Origin of the sequence: Roseovarius sp. D22-M7 (assembly GCF_037083785.1) — a bacterium.
Classification (GTDB): Bacteria; Pseudomonadota; Alphaproteobacteria; order Rhodobacterales; family Rhodobacteraceae; genus Roseovarius.
Window position 1 is genome coordinate 37,512 of the sequence record NZ_JBAPKY010000015.1, and the last position, 20,227, is coordinate 57,738.

Annotated in this window: 16 protein-coding genes; 6 read left to right on the forward strand and 10 right to left on the reverse strand. The window is 65.6% G+C overall.

Annotated features, from left to right (window positions below; all coding sequences use genetic code 11):
* Window positions 1-13: 13 nt before the first annotated feature.
* Window positions 14-610, reverse strand: a complete 597-nt coding sequence (pncA, locus tag V8324_RS08900) for a bifunctional nicotinamidase/pyrazinamidase (RefSeq protein ID WP_336419581.1) — start codon at window positions 608-610, stop codon at window positions 14-16.
* A 106-nt stretch (window positions 611-716) separates the two neighbouring features.
* Here pncA and trhO point away from each other — a divergent pair, with 106 nt between their 5' ends.
* From trhO to V8324_RS08915, 3 genes are all read left to right on the forward strand, one after another.
* Window positions 717-1,631, forward strand: a complete 915-nt coding sequence (gene trhO / locus V8324_RS08905; protein WP_336419582.1) for an oxygen-dependent tRNA uridine(34) hydroxylase TrhO — start codon at window positions 717-719, stop codon at window positions 1,629-1,631.
* Between the two features lie 113 nt (window positions 1,632-1,744).
* Window positions 1,745-2,323, forward strand: coding sequence for a nitroreductase family protein (locus V8324_RS08910; protein WP_336419583.1), 579 nt, complete (start codon window positions 1,745-1,747; stop codon window positions 2,321-2,323).
* Complete coding sequence (locus V8324_RS08915) at window positions 2,320-3,027, forward strand: EI24 domain-containing protein (RefSeq protein WP_336419584.1); 708 nt, start codon at window positions 2,320-2,322, stop codon at window positions 3,025-3,027. The genes V8324_RS08910 and V8324_RS08915 overlap by 4 nt, the downstream gene beginning before the upstream one ends.
* On the opposite strand, the gene V8324_RS08920 is transcribed toward V8324_RS08915, so the two are convergent.
* Window positions 2,993-3,277 carry a DUF1467 family protein gene (locus tag V8324_RS08920; RefSeq protein WP_336419585.1) on the reverse strand — a complete coding sequence of 95 codons (285 nt, stop codon included), beginning with the start codon at window positions 3,275-3,277 and terminating at the stop codon, window positions 2,993-2,995. The two genes, V8324_RS08915 and V8324_RS08920, sit on opposite strands and share 35 nt — an antisense overlap.
* Window positions 3,277-3,681 (reverse strand): methylmalonyl-CoA epimerase, encoded by a 405-nt coding sequence (mce, locus tag V8324_RS08925; RefSeq protein ID WP_336419586.1) that lies wholly within the window; start codon window positions 3,679-3,681, stop codon window positions 3,277-3,279. The genes V8324_RS08920 and mce overlap by 1 nt, the downstream gene beginning before the upstream one ends.
* Before the next feature lie 150 nt (window positions 3,682-3,831).
* Between mce and V8324_RS08930 the strand changes: the two genes are divergently transcribed.
* Complete coding sequence (locus V8324_RS08930; RefSeq protein WP_336419587.1) at window positions 3,832-4,533, forward strand: response regulator; 702 nt, start codon at window positions 3,832-3,834, stop codon at window positions 4,531-4,533.
* Between the two features lie 24 nt (window positions 4,534-4,557).
* Here V8324_RS08930 and aspS read toward each other — a convergent pair whose 3' ends face one another.
* Window positions 4,558-6,333, reverse strand: coding sequence for an aspartate--tRNA ligase (aspS, locus tag V8324_RS08935; RefSeq protein ID WP_336419588.1), 1,776 nt, complete (start codon window positions 6,331-6,333; stop codon window positions 4,558-4,560).
* A 251-nt stretch (window positions 6,334-6,584) separates the two neighbouring features.
* Between aspS and V8324_RS08940 the strand changes: the two genes are divergently transcribed.
* Window positions 6,585-7,817: a cyclopropane-fatty-acyl-phospholipid synthase family protein gene (locus V8324_RS08940; protein WP_336419589.1), complete on the forward strand. Its 1,233-nt coding sequence runs from the start codon at window positions 6,585-6,587 to the stop codon at window positions 7,815-7,817.
* Window positions 7,818-7,823: 6 nt separating this feature from the next.
* Here V8324_RS08940 and V8324_RS08945 read toward each other — a convergent pair whose 3' ends face one another.
* Window positions 7,824-8,942 carry an aminodeoxychorismate synthase component I gene (locus tag V8324_RS08945; RefSeq protein WP_336419590.1) on the reverse strand — a complete coding sequence of 373 codons (1,119 nt, stop codon included), beginning with the start codon at window positions 8,940-8,942 and terminating at the stop codon, window positions 7,824-7,826.
* A 218-nt stretch (window positions 8,943-9,160) separates the two neighbouring features.
* Here V8324_RS08945 and carB point away from each other — a divergent pair, with 218 nt between their 5' ends.
* Window positions 9,161-12,460: a carbamoyl-phosphate synthase large subunit gene (gene carB, locus V8324_RS08950; protein WP_336419591.1), complete on the forward strand. Its 3,300-nt coding sequence runs from the start codon at window positions 9,161-9,163 to the stop codon at window positions 12,458-12,460.
* A gap of 412 nt (window positions 12,461-12,872) precedes the next feature.
* Here carB and V8324_RS08955 read toward each other — a convergent pair whose 3' ends face one another.
* From V8324_RS08955 to V8324_RS08975, 5 genes are all read right to left on the reverse strand, one after another.
* Window positions 12,873-14,567, reverse strand: coding sequence for an ABC transporter ATP-binding protein (locus V8324_RS08955; RefSeq protein ID WP_336419592.1), 1,695 nt, complete (start codon window positions 14,565-14,567; stop codon window positions 12,873-12,875).
* A 5-nt stretch (window positions 14,568-14,572) separates the two neighbouring features.
* Window positions 14,573-15,811 (reverse strand): ABC transporter permease, encoded by a 1,239-nt coding sequence (locus V8324_RS08960; RefSeq protein WP_336419593.1) that lies wholly within the window; start codon window positions 15,809-15,811, stop codon window positions 14,573-14,575.
* Window positions 15,812-15,824: 13 nt separating this feature from the next.
* On the reverse strand, window positions 15,825-16,781 hold the full coding sequence (locus tag V8324_RS08965; protein WP_336419594.1) for an ABC transporter permease: 957 nt from the start codon (window positions 16,779-16,781) through the stop codon (window positions 15,825-15,827).
* A gap of 200 nt (window positions 16,782-16,981) precedes the next feature.
* The gene (locus V8324_RS08970; protein ID WP_336419595.1) at window positions 16,982-18,589 is read right to left on the reverse strand and encodes an ABC transporter substrate-binding protein; all 1,608 of its coding nucleotides are present in this window, start codon (window positions 18,587-18,589) and stop codon (window positions 16,982-16,984) included.
* A 218-nt stretch (window positions 18,590-18,807) separates the two neighbouring features.
* Entirely contained in the window at window positions 18,808-20,115 is a 1,308-nt protein-coding gene (locus V8324_RS08975; protein WP_336419596.1) for a replication-associated recombination protein A, read from the reverse strand.
* Between the last annotated feature and the right edge of the window lie 112 nt (window positions 20,116-20,227).

A 20,227-nucleotide genomic window follows, 5' to 3' on the forward strand; every position in this document is an offset into this window, starting at 1 on the left:
GCCACGCCGCGCGTCAGGCAAATCGCACCCCCGCCTCGCGCATCTCGCCCGTCGCCGCGTCGAGCGAGCCGTCGAGGTCGATCCCCCGCACCAGGTCCTGCAGCAAGGTCACCGGGTATCCCAGCCTTGCCGCGTCGAGCGCCGAGAACTTCACGCAGAAATCGGTGGCCAACCCCACCAGCGTCAGATCCGTGAGGCCCCGCGTCTGCAGATAGCCATGCAGGCCGGTGGGCGTCGCGTGATCGTTCTCGAAAAACGCGGAATAGCTGTCGATCTCGGGATTCATGCCCTTGCGGATGATCAGGTCGGCGCGGGTCGTGTCCAGATCCGCGTGAAACGCCGCGCCATGGCTGCCCTGAATGCAGTGATCGGGCCACAAGACCTGGGGTCCGTAGGACATCTCGACCATGTCGAAGGGCGCCTTGCCGGGATGCTGCGACGCGAAGGACGAATGCACCGCCGGATGCCAGTCCTGCGTCAGAATGACGGCGGGAAAGTCGCGCATCGCTGCGTTGATGCCGGGCACGATGCTGTCGCCCTCGGGCACGGCGAGCGCACCTCCGGGGCAGAAATCATATTGCATGTCGATGACCAGAAGCGCGGATGTCATGGCTCGATCCTCCTTTGCCCTCAAGGGGTAGGTACTTGATGCCGGCAGGTCAATGGCGTGGCACAGCCCCTTGCGAGGCCGCATCCGCAGGAGTAAATCCCGCCGCATGTACCGCATCGCCGCCCTTTACCACTTCACCCGGTTTCCGGACCCCGCCGCGCTGCAGGGCCCGCTTCGGGCTGTCTGCGAGGCGGCGCATGTCCGCGGCTCGCTGCTGCTGGCACGCGAGGGGATCAACGGCACGGTTGCCGGACCGCCCGACGGCATCGACCGGGTCCTCGCGCATATCCGCGCCCTGCCCGGCTGCGCGGGGCTCGACTGGCACGAAAGCCACAGCGCCGATCCGCCCTTCGGCCGCCTGAAGGTCCGCCTCAAGCAGGAAATCGTGCGCATGGGGCAGCCGGATGTCGATCCGCGCTCCAAAGTCGGGCATTACGTGGAACCCGCCGACTGGAACGACCTCATCGGCAGCCCCGACGTGACGGTGATCGACACGCGCAACGATTTCGAGGTGGCGATTGGCAGCTTCGAGGGCGCAATCGACCCGCAAACCGAAAGCTTCGGCGATTTTCCGGGCTGGTGGGCGGCCAACGCGCACCGCTTTGCCGGGCAACGGATCGCGATGTTCTGCACCGGCGGCATCCGCTGCGAGAAATCGACCAATTACCTGCTGGGACAGGGTGTCGGCGAGGTCTACCACCTGCGCGGCGGTATCCTGAACTATCTCGAGACCATCCCCGAACGCGACAGCCTTTGGCGTGGCGACTGTTTTGTCTTCGATGGGCGTGTATCAGTGGGGCACGGGCTGCGACAGGGCGCGCATGTTCTGTGTCATGCCTGCCGCCGTCCCATCCGGCCCGAGGACACCGAGCGCCTCGAATACGAGGCCGGCGCCGCCTGTCATCTCTGCGCGCATGAGACAAGCGCCGCCGACAAGGACCGCTTTCGCGAGCGCAAGCGACAGATCGACCTGGCCCGCGCGCGTGGCACCCGCCATCTCGGGGCGGCCTGCGACGAGTGACGCGCCCGCAGTCGTGGCGCGCGGCCCGGGTCGTACGGTTTTCGCGGGCTTTGGTCTTGACCCCGGGCGCGGCTTTGCCGAGATGGGCTCGGACACGTAAAGGACCCTCCGACATGCCAATGCCCAACCCCGCCGCGCTCGACTTCCTGCGCACGCGCCGGTCGCGCCCCGCCAAGACGCTTGACCTGCCGGTGCCCGATCGCGCCGCGCTACAGCCCCTGCTGGAGGCCGCGCTGCGGGTGCCCGATCACGGCAAGCTGGAGCCGTGGCGCCTGATCGTGCTGGAACGCGCGGCACTTCTGCGGCTCGGCGCGCTGGTGCCGGAGGTGGGCGCGCGCCACGAAAAGTCGGCCGAGGAGATCGCCAAGCAGCAGTCGCAATTCACCGATGCACATCTCGCGGTCGCGGTGATCGAAAGCCCGAAACCCTCACCCAAGATCCCGGCCATCGAGCAGAGCTATTCGGCGGGCTGTGTCTGTCTGGGTCTTCTGAACGCGGCGCTCGCCGCCGGATGGGGGGCCAACTGGCTGACCGGCTGGGCCAGCCACGACGCCGGTTTCACCGCCGCGGGCCTTGGCCTGACACCGCCCGAGCGTGTCGCGGGCTTCATCCATCTGGGCACCGAAAGCGCCGCGCCGCCGGACCGCCCGCGCCCCGATCCGGACGCGACCGTCACATGGGTGTCGGAATGATCTTCGCGTGTTTCCTGAAATCCGTGGGCCAGATCGGTGATCCGCGCTTTCGCAAGGTCCTTTTCCTGGGCGTCGGGCTGACGCTTGCATTACTGATCGTCGTCTATGCCGCGCTATTGTGGCTGTTGCAGGTGGCCGTCGGCGACAGCACGACCCTGCCTTTCATCGGCGAAGTGACATGGGTCGGTGACCTGCTGACCGGCGCGTCTCTGATCCTCATGCTGGTGCTGTCGGTCTTCCTGATGGTGCCGGTCGCCTCGGCGATCACCTCGATGTTTCTCGACGAGGTGGCGCATGCGGTCGAGGACGTGCATTACCCCGACCTGCCGCCCGCCGCCTCGGTGCCCTTCGGCGAGGCGCTGCGCGACACGGTCAACTTCCTTGGCGTGATCGTCGGGGCCAACACGCTGGCGCTGATCCTCTACGCGATCTTCACGCCTCTCGCGCCACTGATCTTCTTCGCGCTCAACGGCTACCTGCTGGGGATGGAGTATTTCCAGCTCGCCGCGATGCGCCGGGTGGGGCGCGCCAATGCCAAGGCGATGCGCCGCAAGCATCGCGGCACGATCTGGCTGGCGGGTACGTTGATGGCGCTGCCGCTATCGGTGCCGGTGGTGAACCTGCTGATCCCGATCCTCGGGGCCGCCACGTTCACGCATATCTACCACGCTATTCAGGCGCGATCTCGGGTGCCATCCGGTTGAACATGTCGATGTCCCGCAGCGTGATCGCCCCGGAGATCAGCGTGCCGGCGATGAGGATCCACAGCACCGCGGCGATGCCGGTGGTGATCCACGCCTTCTTCTTCAGGTGATGATGCTCGGGCGAGCCGGCATGCGTTCCGGGCACGACGCGGCCCACGTCGCCCTGCGTCTGGATTCGGATCGGCAGCACGATGAAGAAGGTCATGAACCAGAGCACCGCATACAGGACGAGGCCGGTGGTTATTCCCATCAGACCTGCTCCAGTTCGACGAGGCAGCCGTTGAAATCCTTGGGATGCAGGAACAGCACCGGCTTGCCATGCGCGCCGATCTTCGGCTCTCCATCGCCCAGAACCCGCGCGCCGCTTTGCGCAAGACGATCGCGCGCGGCGCGGATATCCTCGACCTCGTAGCAGATGTGATGGATGCCGCCTGCCGGGTTCTTTTCCAGAAAGCCGTTGATCGGGCTGTCGGCCCCGAGCGGATGCAGCAGTTCGATCTTGGTGTTGGGAAGCTCGATGAACACCACGGTGACGCCGTGATCGGGTTCGTCCTGCGGCGCGCCGACCGTTGCGCCAAGCGTGCCGCGATACTGCGCGGCGGCGGCGTCGAGATCCGGCACGGCGATGGCCACGTGATTGAGGCGTCCGATCATGGGGCACTCCTGTCGCTGTCTCGTTCCTTGTTATGGGGCGTTTGGCCGGGGCTGACAAGGTGCACGGGCGGGCGCAAGCCTCATGTTAACCTTGCGTTCACCAAAACCGGGCATCGTGAGTCGCATGTCACGCAACAAGGGATCATCACGATGACCGATCTGGACAGCCTTGCCCCGCATCACGGCCGCAGCCTGCAGCGCCCGCTTCTGGGGATGACCGTGCTGGTGGTGGAGGACAGCCGCTACGCCTCCGAGGCGCTGCGCCTGATGTGCCTGCGCAGCGGCGCGCGGATGCGGCGGGCCGACTGCCTCGGCTCCGCCTCGCGGCATCTCAAGGTCTACCGCCCGTCGGTGGTGATCGTCGATCCGGGTCTGCCCGACGGCTCGGGGCTCGACCTGATCGCGGAACTTGACAAGGCTGTGCCGCGTGTCGGGGTTATCCTCGCCTGCAGCGGCGACGCGGGCACACGCGACGCGGCGAGCGCGGCGGGTGCGGACGGGTTCCTCGTGAAGCCGATCGAAAGCCTCGGCATCTTCCAGCAGGAGATCCTGCGCTTTGTCCCGCTTGACCAGGGGCCGCGCGGGCCCTATGCGCTGAATGAAGAGGTGATCGTGCCCGATCCGCTGGCCTATCGCGACGATCTGGAACACGCGCGGACGCTGCTGGCGGACGGGCCCGAGCCGGGGACGCGGCGCTATCTTGCGCAGTTCCTGGGCGGCGTGGCGCGGGCCGCGGGTGATGATGTGCTGGCCGACGCGACCGCGGGGCTGGACGGGCACGCGGCCGAGGCCGGCATCGCGCGAGTGCTGGGCCTGATCGAGACACGGCTGGCGGCGCGCATGGCGCTTTGAGCGGCCGAGGCGCCGCTTCTCCGGTCAGTCCTGCGGGATGACGCGCAGGCCCAGCTCCATCAGCTGATCGCTGCCCGGGTCCGAAGGGGCGTTCATCATCAGGTCCTCGGCGCGCTGGTTCATCGGGAACATGATGACCTCGCGGATGTTCGAGGTTCCCGCCAGAAGCATCACGATTCGGTCGATGCCCGCGGCGCAGCCGCCATGCGGGGGTGCGCCGAACTGGAACGCATTGACCATGCCGCCGAACCGCTTGCGCACCTCGGCCTCGTCATAGCCCGCCCGCTCGAACGCCTTGAACATGATCTCGGGCTTGTGGTTGCGGACGGCGCCCGAGAGGATCTCGTAGCCGTTGCAACTCAGGTCATACTGGTAGCCCAGAACCTCGAGCGGATCGCCGTCGAGGGCCTCTGCCCCGCCTTGCGGCATGGAAAACGGGTTGTGGCTGAAATCGACCTTTCCGGTCGTCTCGTCGGCCTCGTACATCGGGAAATCCACGATCCAGGCGAAGGCGAAACGGTTCTCTTCGGTGAGGCCCAGCTCGTCGCCGATCACGTCGCGCGCCTTTGATGCCACACGCTCGAACGCCGCGGGCTTGCCGCCGAGGAAGAACGCCGCATCGCCGGCCCCGAGGCCAAGCTGCTGGCGGATCGCCTCGGTCCGCTCGGGACCGATATTCTTGGCGAGCGGGCCCGCGGCCTCGGTACCGCCGTCCGCCGCGCGCCAGAAGATGTATCCCATTCCCGGCAGGCCCTCTTTCTGGGCGAAGGAATTCATGCGGTCGCAGAACTTGCGGCTGCCGCCGCCCGGCGCGGGAATGCCGCGCACTTGTGTGCCGTCCTGTTCCAGCAGCTTGGCGAAGATCGCGAAACCGCTGCCGCGGAAATGCTCTGACGCGTCCTGCATCTTGATCGGGTTGCGCAGGTCGGGCTTGTCGGTGCCGTACCACAGGGCGGCGTCGCGGTAGCTGATCTGCGGCCATGTCTTGTCGACGGTGGCGCCGTCGCCGAACTCCTCGAAGACGCTCTGGATGACCGGCTGGATCGTGTCGAACACGTCCTGCTGCTCGACAAAGGACATCTCCATGTCGAGCTGGTAAAAATCGGTGGGCGAGCGATCGGCCCGCGGATCCTCGTCGCGAAAGCAGGGTGCTATCTGGAAATAGCGGTCGAAGCCCGACACCATGATCAGCTGCTTGAACTGCTGCGGCGCCTGCGGCAGCGCGTAGAATTTCCCCGGATGCAAGCGACTTGGCACAAGGAAATCGCGCGCGCCCTCGGGGCTGCTGGCGGTGATGATCGGCGTCTGGTACTCGCGAAATCCCTGATCCCACATGCGCCGGCGCATCGACGCGATCACGTCGGCGCGCAGCGCCATGTTGTGCTGCATCGCCTCGCGGCGCAGGTCGAGATAGCGGTAGCGCAGGCGCGTCTCCTCGGGGTATTCCTGATCGCCGAAGACCTGCAGCGGCAGGTCGCCGGCGGCGCTCAGCACCTCCATGTCGCGGATGAAGACCTCGATCTCGCCGGTGGGGATGCGCGGATTGACGAGGCTGGCGTCGCGGGCCTTCACCTCGCCGTCGATGCGGATGCAGTATTCGCTGCGCAAGCCGTCCACCGCGTCGAAGACCGGGCTGTCGGAATCGCACAGAAGCTGCGTCACGCCATAGTGATCGCGCAGATCGACGAAGAGCACGCCGCCATGGTCGCGGATGCGGTGCACCCACCCCGCAAGACGCACGGTTTCGCCGACATCGGCCTTGGTGAGATCCGCGCAGGAATGGCTGCGATAACTGTGCATTCTACCCTCTCAGGGCCGCTGTCGGGCCTATTTTTCGGTTGGGGCCGATACACATGCGCCGCGCTGCAAAGTCAAGGGCCGTGGATCCCGGCGGGCACCGGACGTGCCGCCAAAACCGTTTACAGGCACGCGGTTTTGCGCAAAAATCCCGTTTGATGGGTGTTTAACCCGCATCAATGCGACATCGCGCTGTCGCAGTACCATCATGCTGTATCGCGCCGGACGGGCGTGCCAGACAATGGGGGTAGACCATGTGGAGCAGGATATTCGACGCCTTTCTGCGGCATCTCATGCGCGAGGGCGACCTGAAGATAACCTTCGCCAATGGCCAGATGCGCCGATATGGCGACGGGAGCGGCCGGCAAGTGGCGATCACGCTGCATGACCCAAGCCTGCCGCGCCGCATTATCCTGACGCCCGACATGGCCGTCGGCGAGGGCTACATGGACGGCACGCTGACGATCGGGGATGACGACCTCTACGGGTTTCTGCACCTCGCGATCAGGAACATCGCGGCGCAGGGCCAGCCGTGGTTCCGCCGGCCGCTGGAGGGTCTGCGCTGGTTGAAACGGCGGGTGGACCAGTTCAACCCGGTGACGCGGGCGCGGTCCAACGTCGCGCATCACTACGATCTGTCGGGCGAGCTTTACGATCTTTTCCTCGACGAGGACCGCAACTATTCCTGCGCCTATTTTCGTGATCCCTCGATGACGCTCGACGAGGCGCAGGAGGCCAAGAAGCGGCACATCGCCGACAAGCTGCTGATCGAGCCGGGGATGCACGTTCTGGATATCGGCTGCGGCTGGGGCGGCATGGGCCTGACGCTGGCGCGCGATTACGGCGCGAAGGTGACCGGGGTCACGCTGTCGGAAGAACAGCACGCGATGGCCAATGCGCGCGCCGAGAAGGCGGGACTGTCGGACAGGGTGCGGTTCGAGTTGATGGATTACCGCGATGTCACCGGGCAATTCGACCGGATCGTGTCGATCGGCATGTTCGAGCATGTCGGCGTGCCGCAATACGACACGTTCTTCGACACCGTCGAGCGGCTGCTGACGCCCGACGGGATCGCGCTCATTCACTTCATCGGTCGGACCAGCCCGCCCGGCGCCACCAGCCCGTGGATTCTGAAATACATCTTTCCGGGCGGCTATGTTCCGGCCATGTCAGAGGCCGCAGGGCCGATCGAGCGGCACGGGCTGGTGCCCACCGATGTCGAGGTCTGGCGGCTGCATTACGCCGAGACGCTGAGGGCCTGGCGCGAGCGGTTCGAAGCCAATATCGACCGCGCCCGCGCGCTGTATGACGAGCGGTTCTGCCGGATGTGGCGCTATTACCTGACCGCGTGCGAGCTGACCTTCCGGCTCGACAATCAGGTAGTGTTCCAGTTCCAGTTGAGCCCGAAGCAGGACGCGGTCCCGCTGACGCGCGATTACCTCTACCGCGACGAAGATGTCCAGGGGCTCAGCCACGCGGCCGAGTGACCGCCGTCAGACCAGAGCCGGGGCGAGGGCGAAGCGGGCCTTCCAGAGCGCCTCTTCGTATTCGCCCTCGGCGGTGCTGTCATGCACCACGCCGCCGCCCACGTTGAGGGTCGCGTGCCCGTCCTCGACCATCAGGGTGCGGATGGCGACGTTGAATTCCGCGCGCCCGTCGGGGGCGGCCCAGCCGATGCTGCCGCAATAGACTTCGCGCGGGGCGTCCTCCAGCGCGCCGAGGATCTGCATCGCGCGCAACTTCGGCGCGCCGGTGATCGATCCGCAGGGGAACAGCGCGCGCAGGATGTCCGACAGCGCGGCATCCGGCACCAGTTGCGCCGAGATCAGCGATGTCATCTGGTGCACGGTGTTGAAGCTTTCGACCGCGAAAAGTTCCGGCACCTCGACGCTGCCGGGGCGGCTGACGCGGCTGATGTCGTTGCGCAGCAGATCGACGATCATGAGGTTCTCGGCGCGGTTCTTTTCATCCGATTGCAGGAAACGGCGGCGGCGCGCATCCTCGGCCGGATCGGCGCTGCGCGGCTGCGTGCCCTTCATCGGCCGGGTCTCGATCCGCCCCGTGGCGCTGGTGCGAAAGAACAGCTCTGGCGAGCGCGACAGTATCGCGGGCAGGCCCTCGGCCTCGACCAGCGCGCCGAAGCGCACCGGCTGCACGCGCGACAGCATCTCGTAAAGCGCCTGCGGGGTGCCGGTGGCCGTCATCTGGATGGGGAAGGTCAGGTTGGCCTGGTAGATGTCGCCCGCGCCGATATAGGCGTGCACGGTGCGGAAGGCGTCCGCGTAGCGCGCCGCGTCCCAGGCCGGGCGCATCTCGCCAAGCCCGGCGGGACCGGCGGCGAGCGGAGCGGCCCGGACCGGCGCGTCATAGACCCCGAACTGCAAGAGCGGCAGGCGCGGCCGTGCCGGCAGCAGCGACGCGAGCCGCGGCTCCAGCGCATGCCCAAGCTCGTAACTGGCGAAGCCGGCAAGCCAGTTCCCGTCCGCCCGCGCCGCATCCATTGCGGCAAGCGCGCCCGGCACCTCGTGCGCGTGATGCGCTACGATCTGCCGCATGGGCTGCGCGAAAACGCAGGCCGTGCCGTCTGGTCCATGGTCGAGCCGAATCTGCAAGACGGATCCTTTCCCGTGTTCGCGCCAGATCTAGGTCAGATGCGAACGAAACACACCCTCGAAAACGGCACCTCGGGGCCGGCGCGCGCTTCCGGCCGCCGCGGGGGCTTCGGCCCGGCGATGCCCCCTTGCACCGGCGTCGGTGACGGATATAACCCCAGCAATTTGCGCACGGGGCAAGATCCCGCGCGCGATCACCAAGCTGCCCGGGGACCGACATGCCGAAAAGAACCGATATCAAGTCCATCATGATCATCGGCGCGGGGCCCATCATCATCGGACAGGCCTGCGAGTTCGACTATTCCGGCGCTCAGGCCTGCAAGGCCCTGCGCGAGGAAGGCTACCGCGTCATCCTGGTCAATTCCAACCCGGCGACGATCATGACCGATCCCGGCCTCGCCGACGCCACCTACATAGAGCCGATCACCCCCGAGGTCGTCGCCCGCATCATCGAGAAGGAACGCCCCGACGCATTGCTGCCGACAATGGGCGGGCAGACGGGGCTCAACACCGCGCTTGCGGTAGCCGGTATGGGCGTGCTGGAGAAATTCGGCGTCGAGCTGATCGGCGCCAACCGCGCCGCCATCGAGATGGCCGAGGACCGCAAGCTGTTCCGCGAGGCGATGGACCGGCTTGGGATCGAGAATCCCAAGGCGACCATCGCCAACACCATGGACGAATGCATGGCGGCGATCGATTACGTGGGCCTGCCGGCGATCATCCGCCCGGCCTATACCCTCGGCGGCACCGGCGGTGGCGTGGCCTACAATCGCGACGATTACATCCATTACTGCAAGTCCGGCCTCGATGCCTCGCCGGTCAGCCAGATCCTGATCGACGAGTCGCTTCTGGGCTGGAAGGAATTCGAGATGGAGGTCGTGCGCGACCGCGCCGACAACGCGATCATCGTCTGCGCCATCGAGAACGTGGACCCGATGGGCGTGCATACCGGCGACAGCATCACCGTCGCCCCGGCGCTGACGCTGACCGACAAGGAATACCAGATCATGCGCAACGGCTCCATCGCCGTGCTGCGCGAGATCGGGGTAGAGACCGGCGGGTCGAACGTGCAATGGGCCGTGAACCCCGAAGACGGCCGCATGGTGGTGATCGAGATGAACCCACGCGTGAGCCGCTCCTCGGCGCTGGCGTCCAAGGCGACGGGCTTTCCCATCGCCAAGATCGCCGCCAAGCTGGCCGTGGGCTACACGCTCGATGAATTGGACAACGACATCACCAAGGTGACACCGGCCAGCTTCGAGCCGACGATCGACTACGTGGTCACCAAGATCCCGCGCTTCGCCTTCGAGAAATTCGCGGGCTCCAAGCCGCATCTGACCACCTCGATGAAATCGGTGGGCGAGGCGATGGCGATCGGCCGCACCATCCACGAGAGCCTGCAAAAGGCGCTGTCGTCGATGGAGACCGGGCTGTCGGGCTTCGACGAGATCGAGATCGAGGGCGCCCCCGAAAAGGCCGCCGTCACCCGCGCGTTGTCGATGCCGACGCCCGACCGGATGCGGACCATCGCGCAGGCGATGCGGCATGGGCTGACCGATGACGAGATCAATGCCGCCACGGCCTATGATCCGTGGTTCCTCGCCCGGATCCGCGAGATCGTCGAGGCCGAGGAACGCGTGCGCCGCGACGGGTTGCCGATGACCGAAGCCGGCCTGCGCGACCTCAAGATGATGGGCTTCACCGACGCCCGTCTTGCCACGCTGACCGGGCGTGACGAGGCGCAGGTGCGCCGGGCGCGCATCAATCTGGGTGTGCAAGCGGTATTCAAGCGGATCGACACCTGCGCCGCCGAGTTCGAGGCCCAGACGCCCTACATGTATTCCACCTACGAGGCCCCGATGATGGGCGAGGTGGAATGCGAGGCGCGGCCCAGTGATGCCAGGAAGGTGGTGATCCTCGGGGGCGGGCCGAACCGGATCGGCCAGGGAATCGAGTTCGACTATTGCTGCTGTCATGCATGCTTTGCGCTGTCGGATGCCGGCTACGAGACGATCATGATCAACTGCAACCCCGAGACGGTCAGTACCGATTACGACACCTCGGACAGGCTTTACTTCGAGCCGCTGACCTTCGAGCACGTCATGGAGATCCTCCGCGTCGAGCAGGAGCGCGGCACGCTGCACGGGGTGATCGTGCAGTTCGGCGGGCAGACGCCGCTGAAGCTGGCGCGCGGGCTGGAGGCCGAGGGCATCCCGATCCTCGGCACCACGCCCGACGCCATCGACCTAGCCGAGGATCGCGAGCGATTCCAGGCGCTGGTCAACAAGCTGGAGCTCAAGCAGCCGCAGAACGGCATCGCCAGCAGCGACGCGCAGGCCCTCGAGATCGCCGACGGCATCGGGTTTCCGCTGGTCATCCGCCCGTCCTACGTGCTGGGCGGCCGCGCGATGGAGATCGTGCGCGACATGGGCCATCTCGAACGCTATATCGCCGAGGCGGTGATCGTGTCGGGTGAAAGCCCCGTGCTGCTGGACGGCTACCTGTCGGGCGCAATCGAATGCGATGTCGATGCGCTGTGCGACGGGACGCGCGTGCATGTCGCCGGGATCATGCAGCATATCGAGGAGGCGGGCGTGCATTCGGGTGACAGTGCCTGTTCGCTGCCGCCTTATTCGCTGTCGACCGCGACCATCGAGGAGATCAAGCGCCAGACCGAGGCGCTCGCGCGAGGGCTGAATGTCGTGGGGCTGATGAACGTGCAATTCGCGGTCAAGGATCACGAGATCTACCTGATCGAGGTGAACCCGCGGGCCAGCCGCACGGTGCCCTTTGTGGCCAAGGCGACGGATTCAGCGATCGCCTCGATCGCCGCGCGGCTGATGGCGGGCGAGACGCTGGACGCCTTTCCGTTGCGCGGCCCCTACCCGCGCGACACGCGCCCCGGCAGCCTGCCGATGGCCGACCAGATGACGCTGGCCGATCCCGACATGCCGTGGTTCTCGGTCAAGGAGGCGGTGCTGCCCTTCGCGCGCTTTCCGGGCGTGGACACCATCCTCGGGCCCGAGATGCGCTCGACCGGCGAGGTGATGGGATGGGACGTATCCTTCCCGCGCGCCTTTCTCAAGGCGCAGATGGGCGCGGGCGTGCATCTGCCCGATGCCGGCCAGGTCTTCGTGTCGGTGCGCGATTCCGACAAGACGCCGCTGCTGGTCGAGACCGCCGGGCTGCTGGTCGAACTGGGGCTTGAGATCGTGGCGACGCGCGGCACTGCGGCCTTCCTGAACGAGGCCGGGATCGCCTGCGAGATCGTCAACAAGGTCTACGAGGGGCGCCCCAACATCGTCGACCTGCTGAAGGACGAGGAGATCGCGCTGGTGATGAACACCACCGAGGGCGTGCAGGCGGTCGAGGACAGCCGCGAGATCCGCTCGGTCGCGCTCTACGACAAGATCCCCTATTTCACCACGCTGGCTGGCTCGCATGCCGCGGCGATGGCGATCCGGGCGCGGCGCGAGGGGCCGCTGGACGTGCTGCCGCTGCAAGGCCTCAAGGGGTAGGTCTGGTCGGCGGAAATTGGCGCAGCAGGGGCAGCCACGATGTCGTTTTCGGACCGCGAGAATTCGGATTCGACCGATATGTGCGGCGCGCCGTGTCGGCATGTAAAATTAGCATGGAATGCGGCGCAATTCCGTGTTGCGGCGGCACGATTTCCCATTATGTCGGGTTCGTGACCGGAGGACGGTCACTTTGCATCACCCTCGTATCACGGAGGCTAGACATGACCCGCGATGAGCTGAACCGCGAACTGCGTATGCACTCGGCCTCCTGGCAGGCCGTCCTGATCGTCTATGGCGCCATCGTCGGCACGTTCGTGCTGTCGGCAATGGCCGTTCTGTGATCCGCCACAGATAGCAGGCTTGCGCACACCGACGCCGCGAATGGATCGGCCCATTCGCGGCGTTTTGCGTCTCACGCCGAGGCGCCGCGCACCTTGTCATCGTCAGTGCCGATCTTCGACGACCCGGCATCCCCGAGATTGTCGACACCGCGCTCTTCCAGCAGCGTAGTCAGCCAGTCCGGATCCATCTCGGGCACGGAGCTGAGCAGCAGATCGGTATAAGGATGATGCGGGGGTGTGAACATCACGTCCTTCGGGCCCTGCTCGACCACCTTGCCGTGCTGCATCACCACCACCTCGTCGGCGATCGAGCGCACGGTGGCGAGGTCGTGGGTGATGAACATGTAGGCGAGGTCCAGCTCTTTCTGCAGCCGGTCCAGCAGCCGCAGGATGCCTTCGGCCACAAGCTGATCGAGGGCCGAGGTCACCTCGTCGCAAATGATGAATGTGGGTTCGGCCGCGAGGGCCCGGGCGATGCCGATGCGCTGTTTCTGGCCGCCCGACAGTTCCGGCGGGTAGCGGTTGTAATACTGCGCGGGCTCGAGCTCGATCAGGTCGAGCAGTTCGTCGATCCGGTTCTTGAGCGCCACGCCCTTGAGACCGGAATAGAACGCGGCCGGGCGTCCGATGATCTCGGAGATGCGGACCTTGGGATTGAGCGCGGTATCGGCCATCTGGTAGATCATCTGGACCTGCCGCAGCTGATCCTTGCTGCGCTTGCGGTAATCGGCCGGGAACGGCTCGCCCTTGAACTGCACCTCGCCCTTCATCGGCGGCAGAAGCCCGGTGATGCACCGCGCCACGGTCGACTTGCCGGAGCCGGATTCGCCCACCACCGCGACGGTCATGCCCGGGTAGATGTCGAAGCTGACATCATCGAGCACCTTCTCGCCGCCGGTATAGGCCGCGTCCACGTTCTGGACGGAAATCAGCGGCGGCGTGCCGTCGGTCGGCCGGTGGCGCTGCTCGCTCTTGAAGCTGCGCACGGCCCATAGCGACTTGGTGTAATCCTCCTTGGGATGGTCGAGCATCTGCTTGGTCGGCGCCTCTTCCACCTCTTCGCCTTTCAGGAGCACCTTGATCGTGTCGGCCATCTGCGCCACCACGGCCAGGTCGTGGGTGATATAGATCGCCGCCGTGTTGAACTCGTCAACGATGTCGCGAATCGCCGAGAGCACCTCGATCTGCGTGGTCACGTCGAGCGCGGTGGTCGGCTCGTCGAAGATGATCAGATCGGGCCGGCACGACATCGCCATCGCGGTCATCGCGCGCTGCAACTGCCCACCCGACACCTGGTGCGGATAGCGAAAGCCGATTTCCTTGGGGTTGGGCAGGCGCAGCTTCTCGTAAAGCTCCATCGCGTCTTCCTGCGCCTCGAGCCGTTTCTTGAGCCGGTAATGCAGCGGCGCCTCGGTGTGCTGGTCGATGATCTTGTGCGCGGGGTTGAACGACGCCGCCGCCGATTGCGCGACATAGGCGATGCGGGAACCGCGCAGCGCCCGGCGATCGGCCTCTGTCGCGTTGGTCAGTTCCATCCCGTCAAATTCTATCGTGCTGTCGACGATGCGGGTGCCGTCGCGGGCATAGCCCATGCAGGCCGCCCCGATGGTCGATTTGCCGGCCCCGGATTCGCCGATCAGGCCCATCACCTCGCCGCGATGCAGGGTCAGGTCGACACCCTTGATGATGTCGACCCATTCTTCGTCCGAAAATCCCTGGATCTTCAGGTCGCGGATCTTCAGAAGCACGTCGTTTTTCTTGATCATGGCGATTACACCTTCAAGCCGGAGGAACGGTAGAGCATCCAGTCCACCACGAAATTGACCGCGACGGTCAGCAGCGCGATCGCCGCCGCGGGGATCAGCGGGGTCATGTCGCCGAACGAGATCAGCGTCGCGTTCTCGCGCACCATCGAGCCCCAGTCGGCGGTCGGCGGCTGTATGCCCAGCCCGAGGAACGAAAGCCCCGCGATGAGCAGGAACACGAAGCAGAATTCCAGCCCGAACTCGGCGATCAGCGGCGCCGTCGAGTTGGGCAGGATCTCGCGCCGGATGAGGTACCACGTGCGCTCGCCGCGCAGCTTGGCGGCCTCGATGTAGTCCATCACCACGACGTTGCCCGCGACCGCCCGCGTCAGGCGGAAGACGCGCGGGCTGTAGATCACCGCGACCACAAGCACGAGGATGATCTCGGACGGGTTGAAGATCGTCAGCATGAAGCCCGCGAACACCACCGCGACCCCGGCCATCACCGCGATGCCGACGACCCAGCCAAGGATGCTGCTTTCGAAGATCGCCGAGACCAGCAACAGGCCGACCAGGGCGGAAAACGCGAGCAGCAGCCAGAAACTGGTGGTGTTGTTGGCCAGATCGCCGCCGAAGATCGACAGCATCAAGAGCGCGAAGATCAGCGACGGGATCGACATGATAACGTCGGAACTGCGCGCGATGATCTGGTCGAACCAGCCGCCATTGGTCGCCGCAAGCAGCCCCGCCAGCGCCCCCAGCAGGAAGGCCAGCACCGTCCCCGCGAGCGCCAGCGCGACGGTGTTGCGCGCGCCGTAGATGATCCGGCTGAACATGTCGCGACCCAGCTGGTCGGCGCCCAGAAGCATGGTGCTGTCGGCCGGCGCGAAGGCCGAGGCGATCACCTCGGCCTGGCCAAAGGGCGCGATCCACGGCGCGAAGATGCCCGCCACCGCATAGGTGAAGATCACGAACATCCCGAAGGCCGCGGTCAGCGGGGCGGTGCGCAATTCCTTGGCGAGGTTGTGCGAGGCGATGGCGATCAGGAACTCGCGGAACGCGTAGGACACCATCGCGGCCAGCGCCAGAAGCCCCGCCGCGATCGCGATCATGCGCAAGGCCCCCACACCACCGACGATACCGACGATGAACGACACCAGCGTCAGCGAGAAGAGCAGCAGGAACGGCGCCCGCTTGTTGTAATAGGCCGCAAGGCAGGACGCCCCGAGGAGCAGAAAATAGTAGATGATGACGAAAGTGCTCATGTCTCTGCCCTTCTCACTTGGGATGCCGCAGGCGCGGATTTGTCAGGATCGCGCCGACATCCGCCGCGAGGTTGAGCAGGATGAAGGTCGCCGCGAAGATCAGGCAGCAGGCCTGAACCACGGGGAAGTCGCGCTTGGACACCGCGTCGACCAGCGCCTGGCCGATACCGGGATAGACGAACACCACCTCGACCAGCACCACGCCGGTGATCAGGTAGGCGAGGTTCAGCGCGACGACGTTGATGATCGGCGCCCAGGCATTGGGCAGCGCGTGCTTGACCACCACCTTCCAGGGCGGCGTCCCCTTGAGCCGGGCCATCTCGATATAGGGCGAGGCCAAAAGGTTGATGATCGACGCGCGCGTCATGCGCATCATGTGGGCGGTCACCACGAGGACCAGCGTCAGCGCCGGCAGGAAGGTGCGATACAGAAGATCGCCGAAATTCATGTCGCTGCTGAGGCTCGCGATCGCCGGGAACATGCCGGATTTGACCGCCAGATACAGGATCAGGATGTAGCCGAGGAAGAATTCCGGGCTGGAAATCGCCGTCAGCGTGGCGACATTGGCGACCCGGTCGAAGATAGTGTTGCGCAGCAGCGCCACGACGATCCCGAGGATGATCGACACCGGCACGGCGATCGCCGCGGCGTAGCTCGCCAGGAACAGCGTGTTGCCGAAGCGCTCGCCGATGGTTTCCGCCACGCTGGCGCCGGTCACGATGGAGTCGCCGAAATCGAACATCACCGCGCCCGAAAGCCAGTCGAGATAGCGGATGATCGCCGGCTGGTTGAGGCCCATTTCCTCGCGCAGCGCGGCCACGTTTTCCGGCGTCGCCCCCTGCCCGAGCACCGCTTGCGCGATATCGCCGGGCAAAAGCTCGACCATGAAAAAGATGATCACCGATATGACCAGCAGAATGATCAGTCCGAGACCGAGCCGTTTCGCAACGAGCCCAAGGATGTCCCCCATCGTTCCCTCCTGTTATGTGCCCTGCCTGCGTGATGCGGCGCGCCGTTTTCGGCCCGGGCGAGCGATCTTCGTGCCACGGCGTCGGTTTTTTCGAAATCCGAGACCCGCAGCGCCGTTTTGCGCCGGACCGCACGGCACGCGCACGGACCCGGCCGTCAAAAAACCCGGCACCTTTTCGGGGCCGGGTTCCTGTCAGGGCGTTATGCGAACCACCAGCGGCTGGCCGCACGGGCGCCGTCGCAACTCCAGCTTGCGGCGACCTCCTCGTGCCGCTCGACCCCCTTGCCGCGCGCATAGACCCAGTTGTTGAAGAACGGGATCAGCGTGCCGCCGTCGTTGCGCATCAGCATGCACATCTCGCGGTACATCTCGGCGCGCAGATCCTGGTCGAGCTCGCCCTTCGCCTTCAGCAGCAATTCGTTGAACCGCTCGTTATCCCACATGCTCTCGTTCCACGCGGCGTCGTCCTTGTAGGCCAGCGTGAACATTACGTCGGGCGTCGGGCGCGCGCCCCAGGACACGGCGCAGAACGGCTTTTTCAGCCAAACATCCGAGTAATACCCGTCATTGGGCTCGCGCACGACATTGATGTTGATGCCGGCGGCCTTGGCCTGTTCGGCATATAGCACGCACATGTCCACAGCCCCGGTATAGACGCTGTCGGCGACCGACAGGTTGACCGAAAGGTTCTCGTGCCCGGCCTTCTTGAGGAGCGACTTGGCCTGGTCGGGATCGTATTCGCGCTGCGGGATGTCGTCGGGCCAGTAGGGCTGAACCGGCGAGAGGTGAAAATCATTGCCCTTGGTGGCCGCCCCGAACGAAATCTTCTCGATGATCTCGTCGCGGTTCATCGCCAGTTTCAGCGCGTTGCGCACGTTCACATCGTCGAACGGCGCCGTGTCGCAATGCATCGGCAGGGTGATCGCGCCGCCCGACGGGATGTTGTCGACCTTGATGTCGGGGTTGCGCTGCAGCAGCGACAGGGTCTTCAGCTCGATCAGCGAGACGCAGTTGACGTCGCCGGTCACCAGCGCCGTCTGGCGCGCGTTCGGATCGTTGAGGATGATCATCTCGACCCGGTCGAAATACGCCCCCTCGCCGTGCCACCCGTCATGCCGGTTGAGCGCCCATTGCGTGCCGAAATCGCCGGACTCGATCGCATATGGGCCGGAGCCGTCGCCCGACTGCCAGTCGATCGTGCCATCGCCGTTCGAGGGGCAGATCGCGAAGTGGTAATCGGTCATCAGCCAGGGCAGATCGGCATTGCCGCGGGCCATGGTGATGACGACGGCGTTGTCGCCGTTCGCGGTAATCTCCTCGACATCGGTCAGCAGCGCCTTGGCCGCCGAGGTCGACGCGTCGCCGCGATGGTGGTTGAGACTGTCGATCACATCCTGCGAGGTCACCGATTTACCGCTGTGGAAGGTCGCGTCGGGGTTCAGTTCGAACGTCCACTGGCGGGCGTCGGGCGTGGCTTCCCAGCTCATGGCGAGGTCCGGCCCCAGCGAATTGTCCGGCGAGATCATCGTCAGGTAGCTGCGATGCGTGTGCGCAAGAAAGATCATCTGCCGGGTGACATAGGTCCCCGGATCATGGGTGTCGCCGGTATTGCCGTCATGCACGCCCCATCGGAAGGTGCCGCCGCGCTGCGGCTGCGCCTTGGCGGCGGTGCCCCAGAGGCCGGTCGCGGCAGAGGCGGTCAGACCGGCGGCGGCGGCATAATTCATGAAGGACCGTCGCGATATGCCCCCCGTGCGCGCTGCATCGGCCAGCTTGTCCAGAAGGACCTGATCGGTTTTCTTTGTCATGAGTTTTCCCTGTTTCTTGTTTTGCTTGTCATTGGAGAGTCGCTTCCCACACCCTCCGAGAAAGCGTCGGTTTCACGGGGTCGGGAAGAGTGCTCAAATACGACATCTTGTAGACTAAACACGAAACCTTCCGTGTTTCCAGACAATAATCCGATCAAACACCGCCGTGAAACGCAGTAACGTTGCGTGATTTCAGGCAGATCGACCCCGCGTCCCGGTCAGGTACGCGCCGCGCGCAGCCGGGTGAAATAGTCCAGCCGTTTCTTGAGATCGCGCTCGAACCCGCGCTCGACCGGCGCGTAGAAGGCGGGGCGTTTCATCGTCTCGGGAAAGTAGTCCTGGCCCGAAAACCCGTCCTCGGAATCGTGGTCATACGCGTAGTCGGCGCCGTAACCCTGCTCCTTCATCAGCTCGGTGGGCGCGTTGAGGATATGCTTGGGGGGCGGCTCGCTGCCGGTCGCCCTGGCGCTGCGCAAAGCGGCCTTGTAGGCGGCGTAGCCGGCGTTCGATTTCGGCGCGAGGGCGAGGTAGATCACCGCCTGCGCCAGCGCAAGTTCCCCCTCGGGGCTGCCCAGACGTTCGTAGATCTCCCAGGCGTGCAGGCAGACGGTCTGCGCCTCGACATCGGCCAGCCCGATATCCTCGATCGCCATGCGGGTGATGCGGCGCGCAAGATACCGCGGGTCCTCGCCGCCGGTCAGCATCCGCGCCAGCCAGTAGAGCGCCGCGTCGGGATCCGAACCGCGCACGGATTTATGCAGCGCCGATATGAGGTTGTAATGCGCGTCGCCCGACTTGTCGTATTGCGAGGCCCGCCGGGTCAGCCGGGCGGTCAGCGACGCGCGGTCGAGCGGTGCGTCGGTCTGCCAGCCTGCGATCTGCTCGATCAGGTTTAGAAGCGCGCGCCCGTCGCCATCGGCCATCTCCAGAAGCGCTGCGCGCGCGGACGCGTCCAGCGGCAGGGCATGTCCCAAGGCCGCTTCGGCACGCTGCGCGAGGTTTTCGAGGTCGTCTGCGTCGAGACGCGTCAGCACCAGCACCTGTGCCCGGCTGAGCAGGGCGGCGTTGAGCTCGAAGGACGGGTTTTCGGTCGTGGCACCCACCAGAAGGATCGTCCCGTCCTCCATGTGCGGCAGGAACGCGTCCTGCTGCGCCTTGTTGAAGCGGTGGATCTCGTCGACGAACAGAAGCGTGCCGCGGCCGTTGGCGCGGCGATGTTTCGCCTCGTCGAAAACCTTGCGCAGATCCGGGACACCGGTGAAGATGGCGCTGATCTGGACGAAATGCAGGTCCGTTTCGCCCGCCAGAAGCCGCGCGATCGTCGTCTTGCCGACGCCGGGCGGCCCCCAGAATATCAATGATGTCAACTGGTTGGCGGCCAGCATCCCGCCAAGCGGCGCGTCGGATCCAAGCACGTGGTCCTGAGCGATCACCTCTGCCAGTGCCCGTGGCCGCAGCCGGTCGGCCAGCGGGCGCGGCGCGTTCGAGGCAGCGGGCGCCTCGCCGGTGTCGAACAGATCCGCCATGCGTCAAACCTCCGGCTCATCCGCCCCGAGTTACCCGCAGCGGTCGCCCCATTGCAAGCCGCCGCAGGAGTCTTCCCGGTCCGAGGACCCGGATCCCCTGAACGCAAAAACC

Coding starts and splice junctions, on each gene's coding strand:
- pncA (WP_336419581.1), bottom strand. CDS start 610: ATGACATCCGCGCTTCTGGTCATCGACATGCAATATGATTTCTGCCCC.
- trhO (WP_336419582.1), top strand. CDS start 717: ATGTACCGCATCGCCGCCCTTTACCACTTCACCCGGTTTCCGGACCCC.
- V8324_RS08910 (WP_336419583.1), top strand. CDS start 1,745: ATGCCAATGCCCAACCCCGCCGCGCTCGACTTCCTGCGCACGCGCCGG.
- V8324_RS08915 (WP_336419584.1), top strand. CDS start 2,320: ATGATCTTCGCGTGTTTCCTGAAATCCGTGGGCCAGATCGGTGATCCG.
- V8324_RS08920 (WP_336419585.1), bottom strand. CDS start 3,277: ATGGGAATAACCACCGGCCTCGTCCTGTATGCGGTGCTCTGGTTCATG.
- mce (WP_336419586.1), bottom strand. CDS start 3,681: ATGATCGGACGCCTCAATCACGTGGCCATCGCCGTGCCGGATCTCGAC.
- V8324_RS08930 (WP_336419587.1), top strand. CDS start 3,832: ATGACCGATCTGGACAGCCTTGCCCCGCATCACGGCCGCAGCCTGCAG.
- aspS (WP_336419588.1), bottom strand. CDS start 6,333: ATGCACAGTTATCGCAGCCATTCCTGCGCGGATCTCACCAAGGCCGAT.
- V8324_RS08940 (WP_336419589.1), top strand. CDS start 6,585: ATGTGGAGCAGGATATTCGACGCCTTTCTGCGGCATCTCATGCGCGAG.
- carB (WP_336419591.1), top strand. CDS start 9,161: ATGCCGAAAAGAACCGATATCAAGTCCATCATGATCATCGGCGCGGGG.
- V8324_RS08955 (WP_336419592.1), bottom strand. CDS start 14,567: ATGATCAAGAAAAACGACGTGCTTCTGAAGATCCGCGACCTGAAGATC.
- V8324_RS08960 (WP_336419593.1), bottom strand. CDS start 15,811: ATGAGCACTTTCGTCATCATCTACTATTTTCTGCTCCTCGGGGCGTCC.
- V8324_RS08965 (WP_336419594.1), bottom strand. CDS start 16,781: ATGGGGGACATCCTTGGGCTCGTTGCGAAACGGCTCGGTCTCGGACTG.
- V8324_RS08970 (WP_336419595.1), bottom strand. CDS start 18,589: ATGACAAAGAAAACCGATCAGGTCCTTCTGGACAAGCTGGCCGATGCA.
- V8324_RS08975 (WP_336419596.1), bottom strand. CDS start 20,115: ATGGCGGATCTGTTCGACACCGGCGAGGCGCCCGCTGCCTCGAACGCG.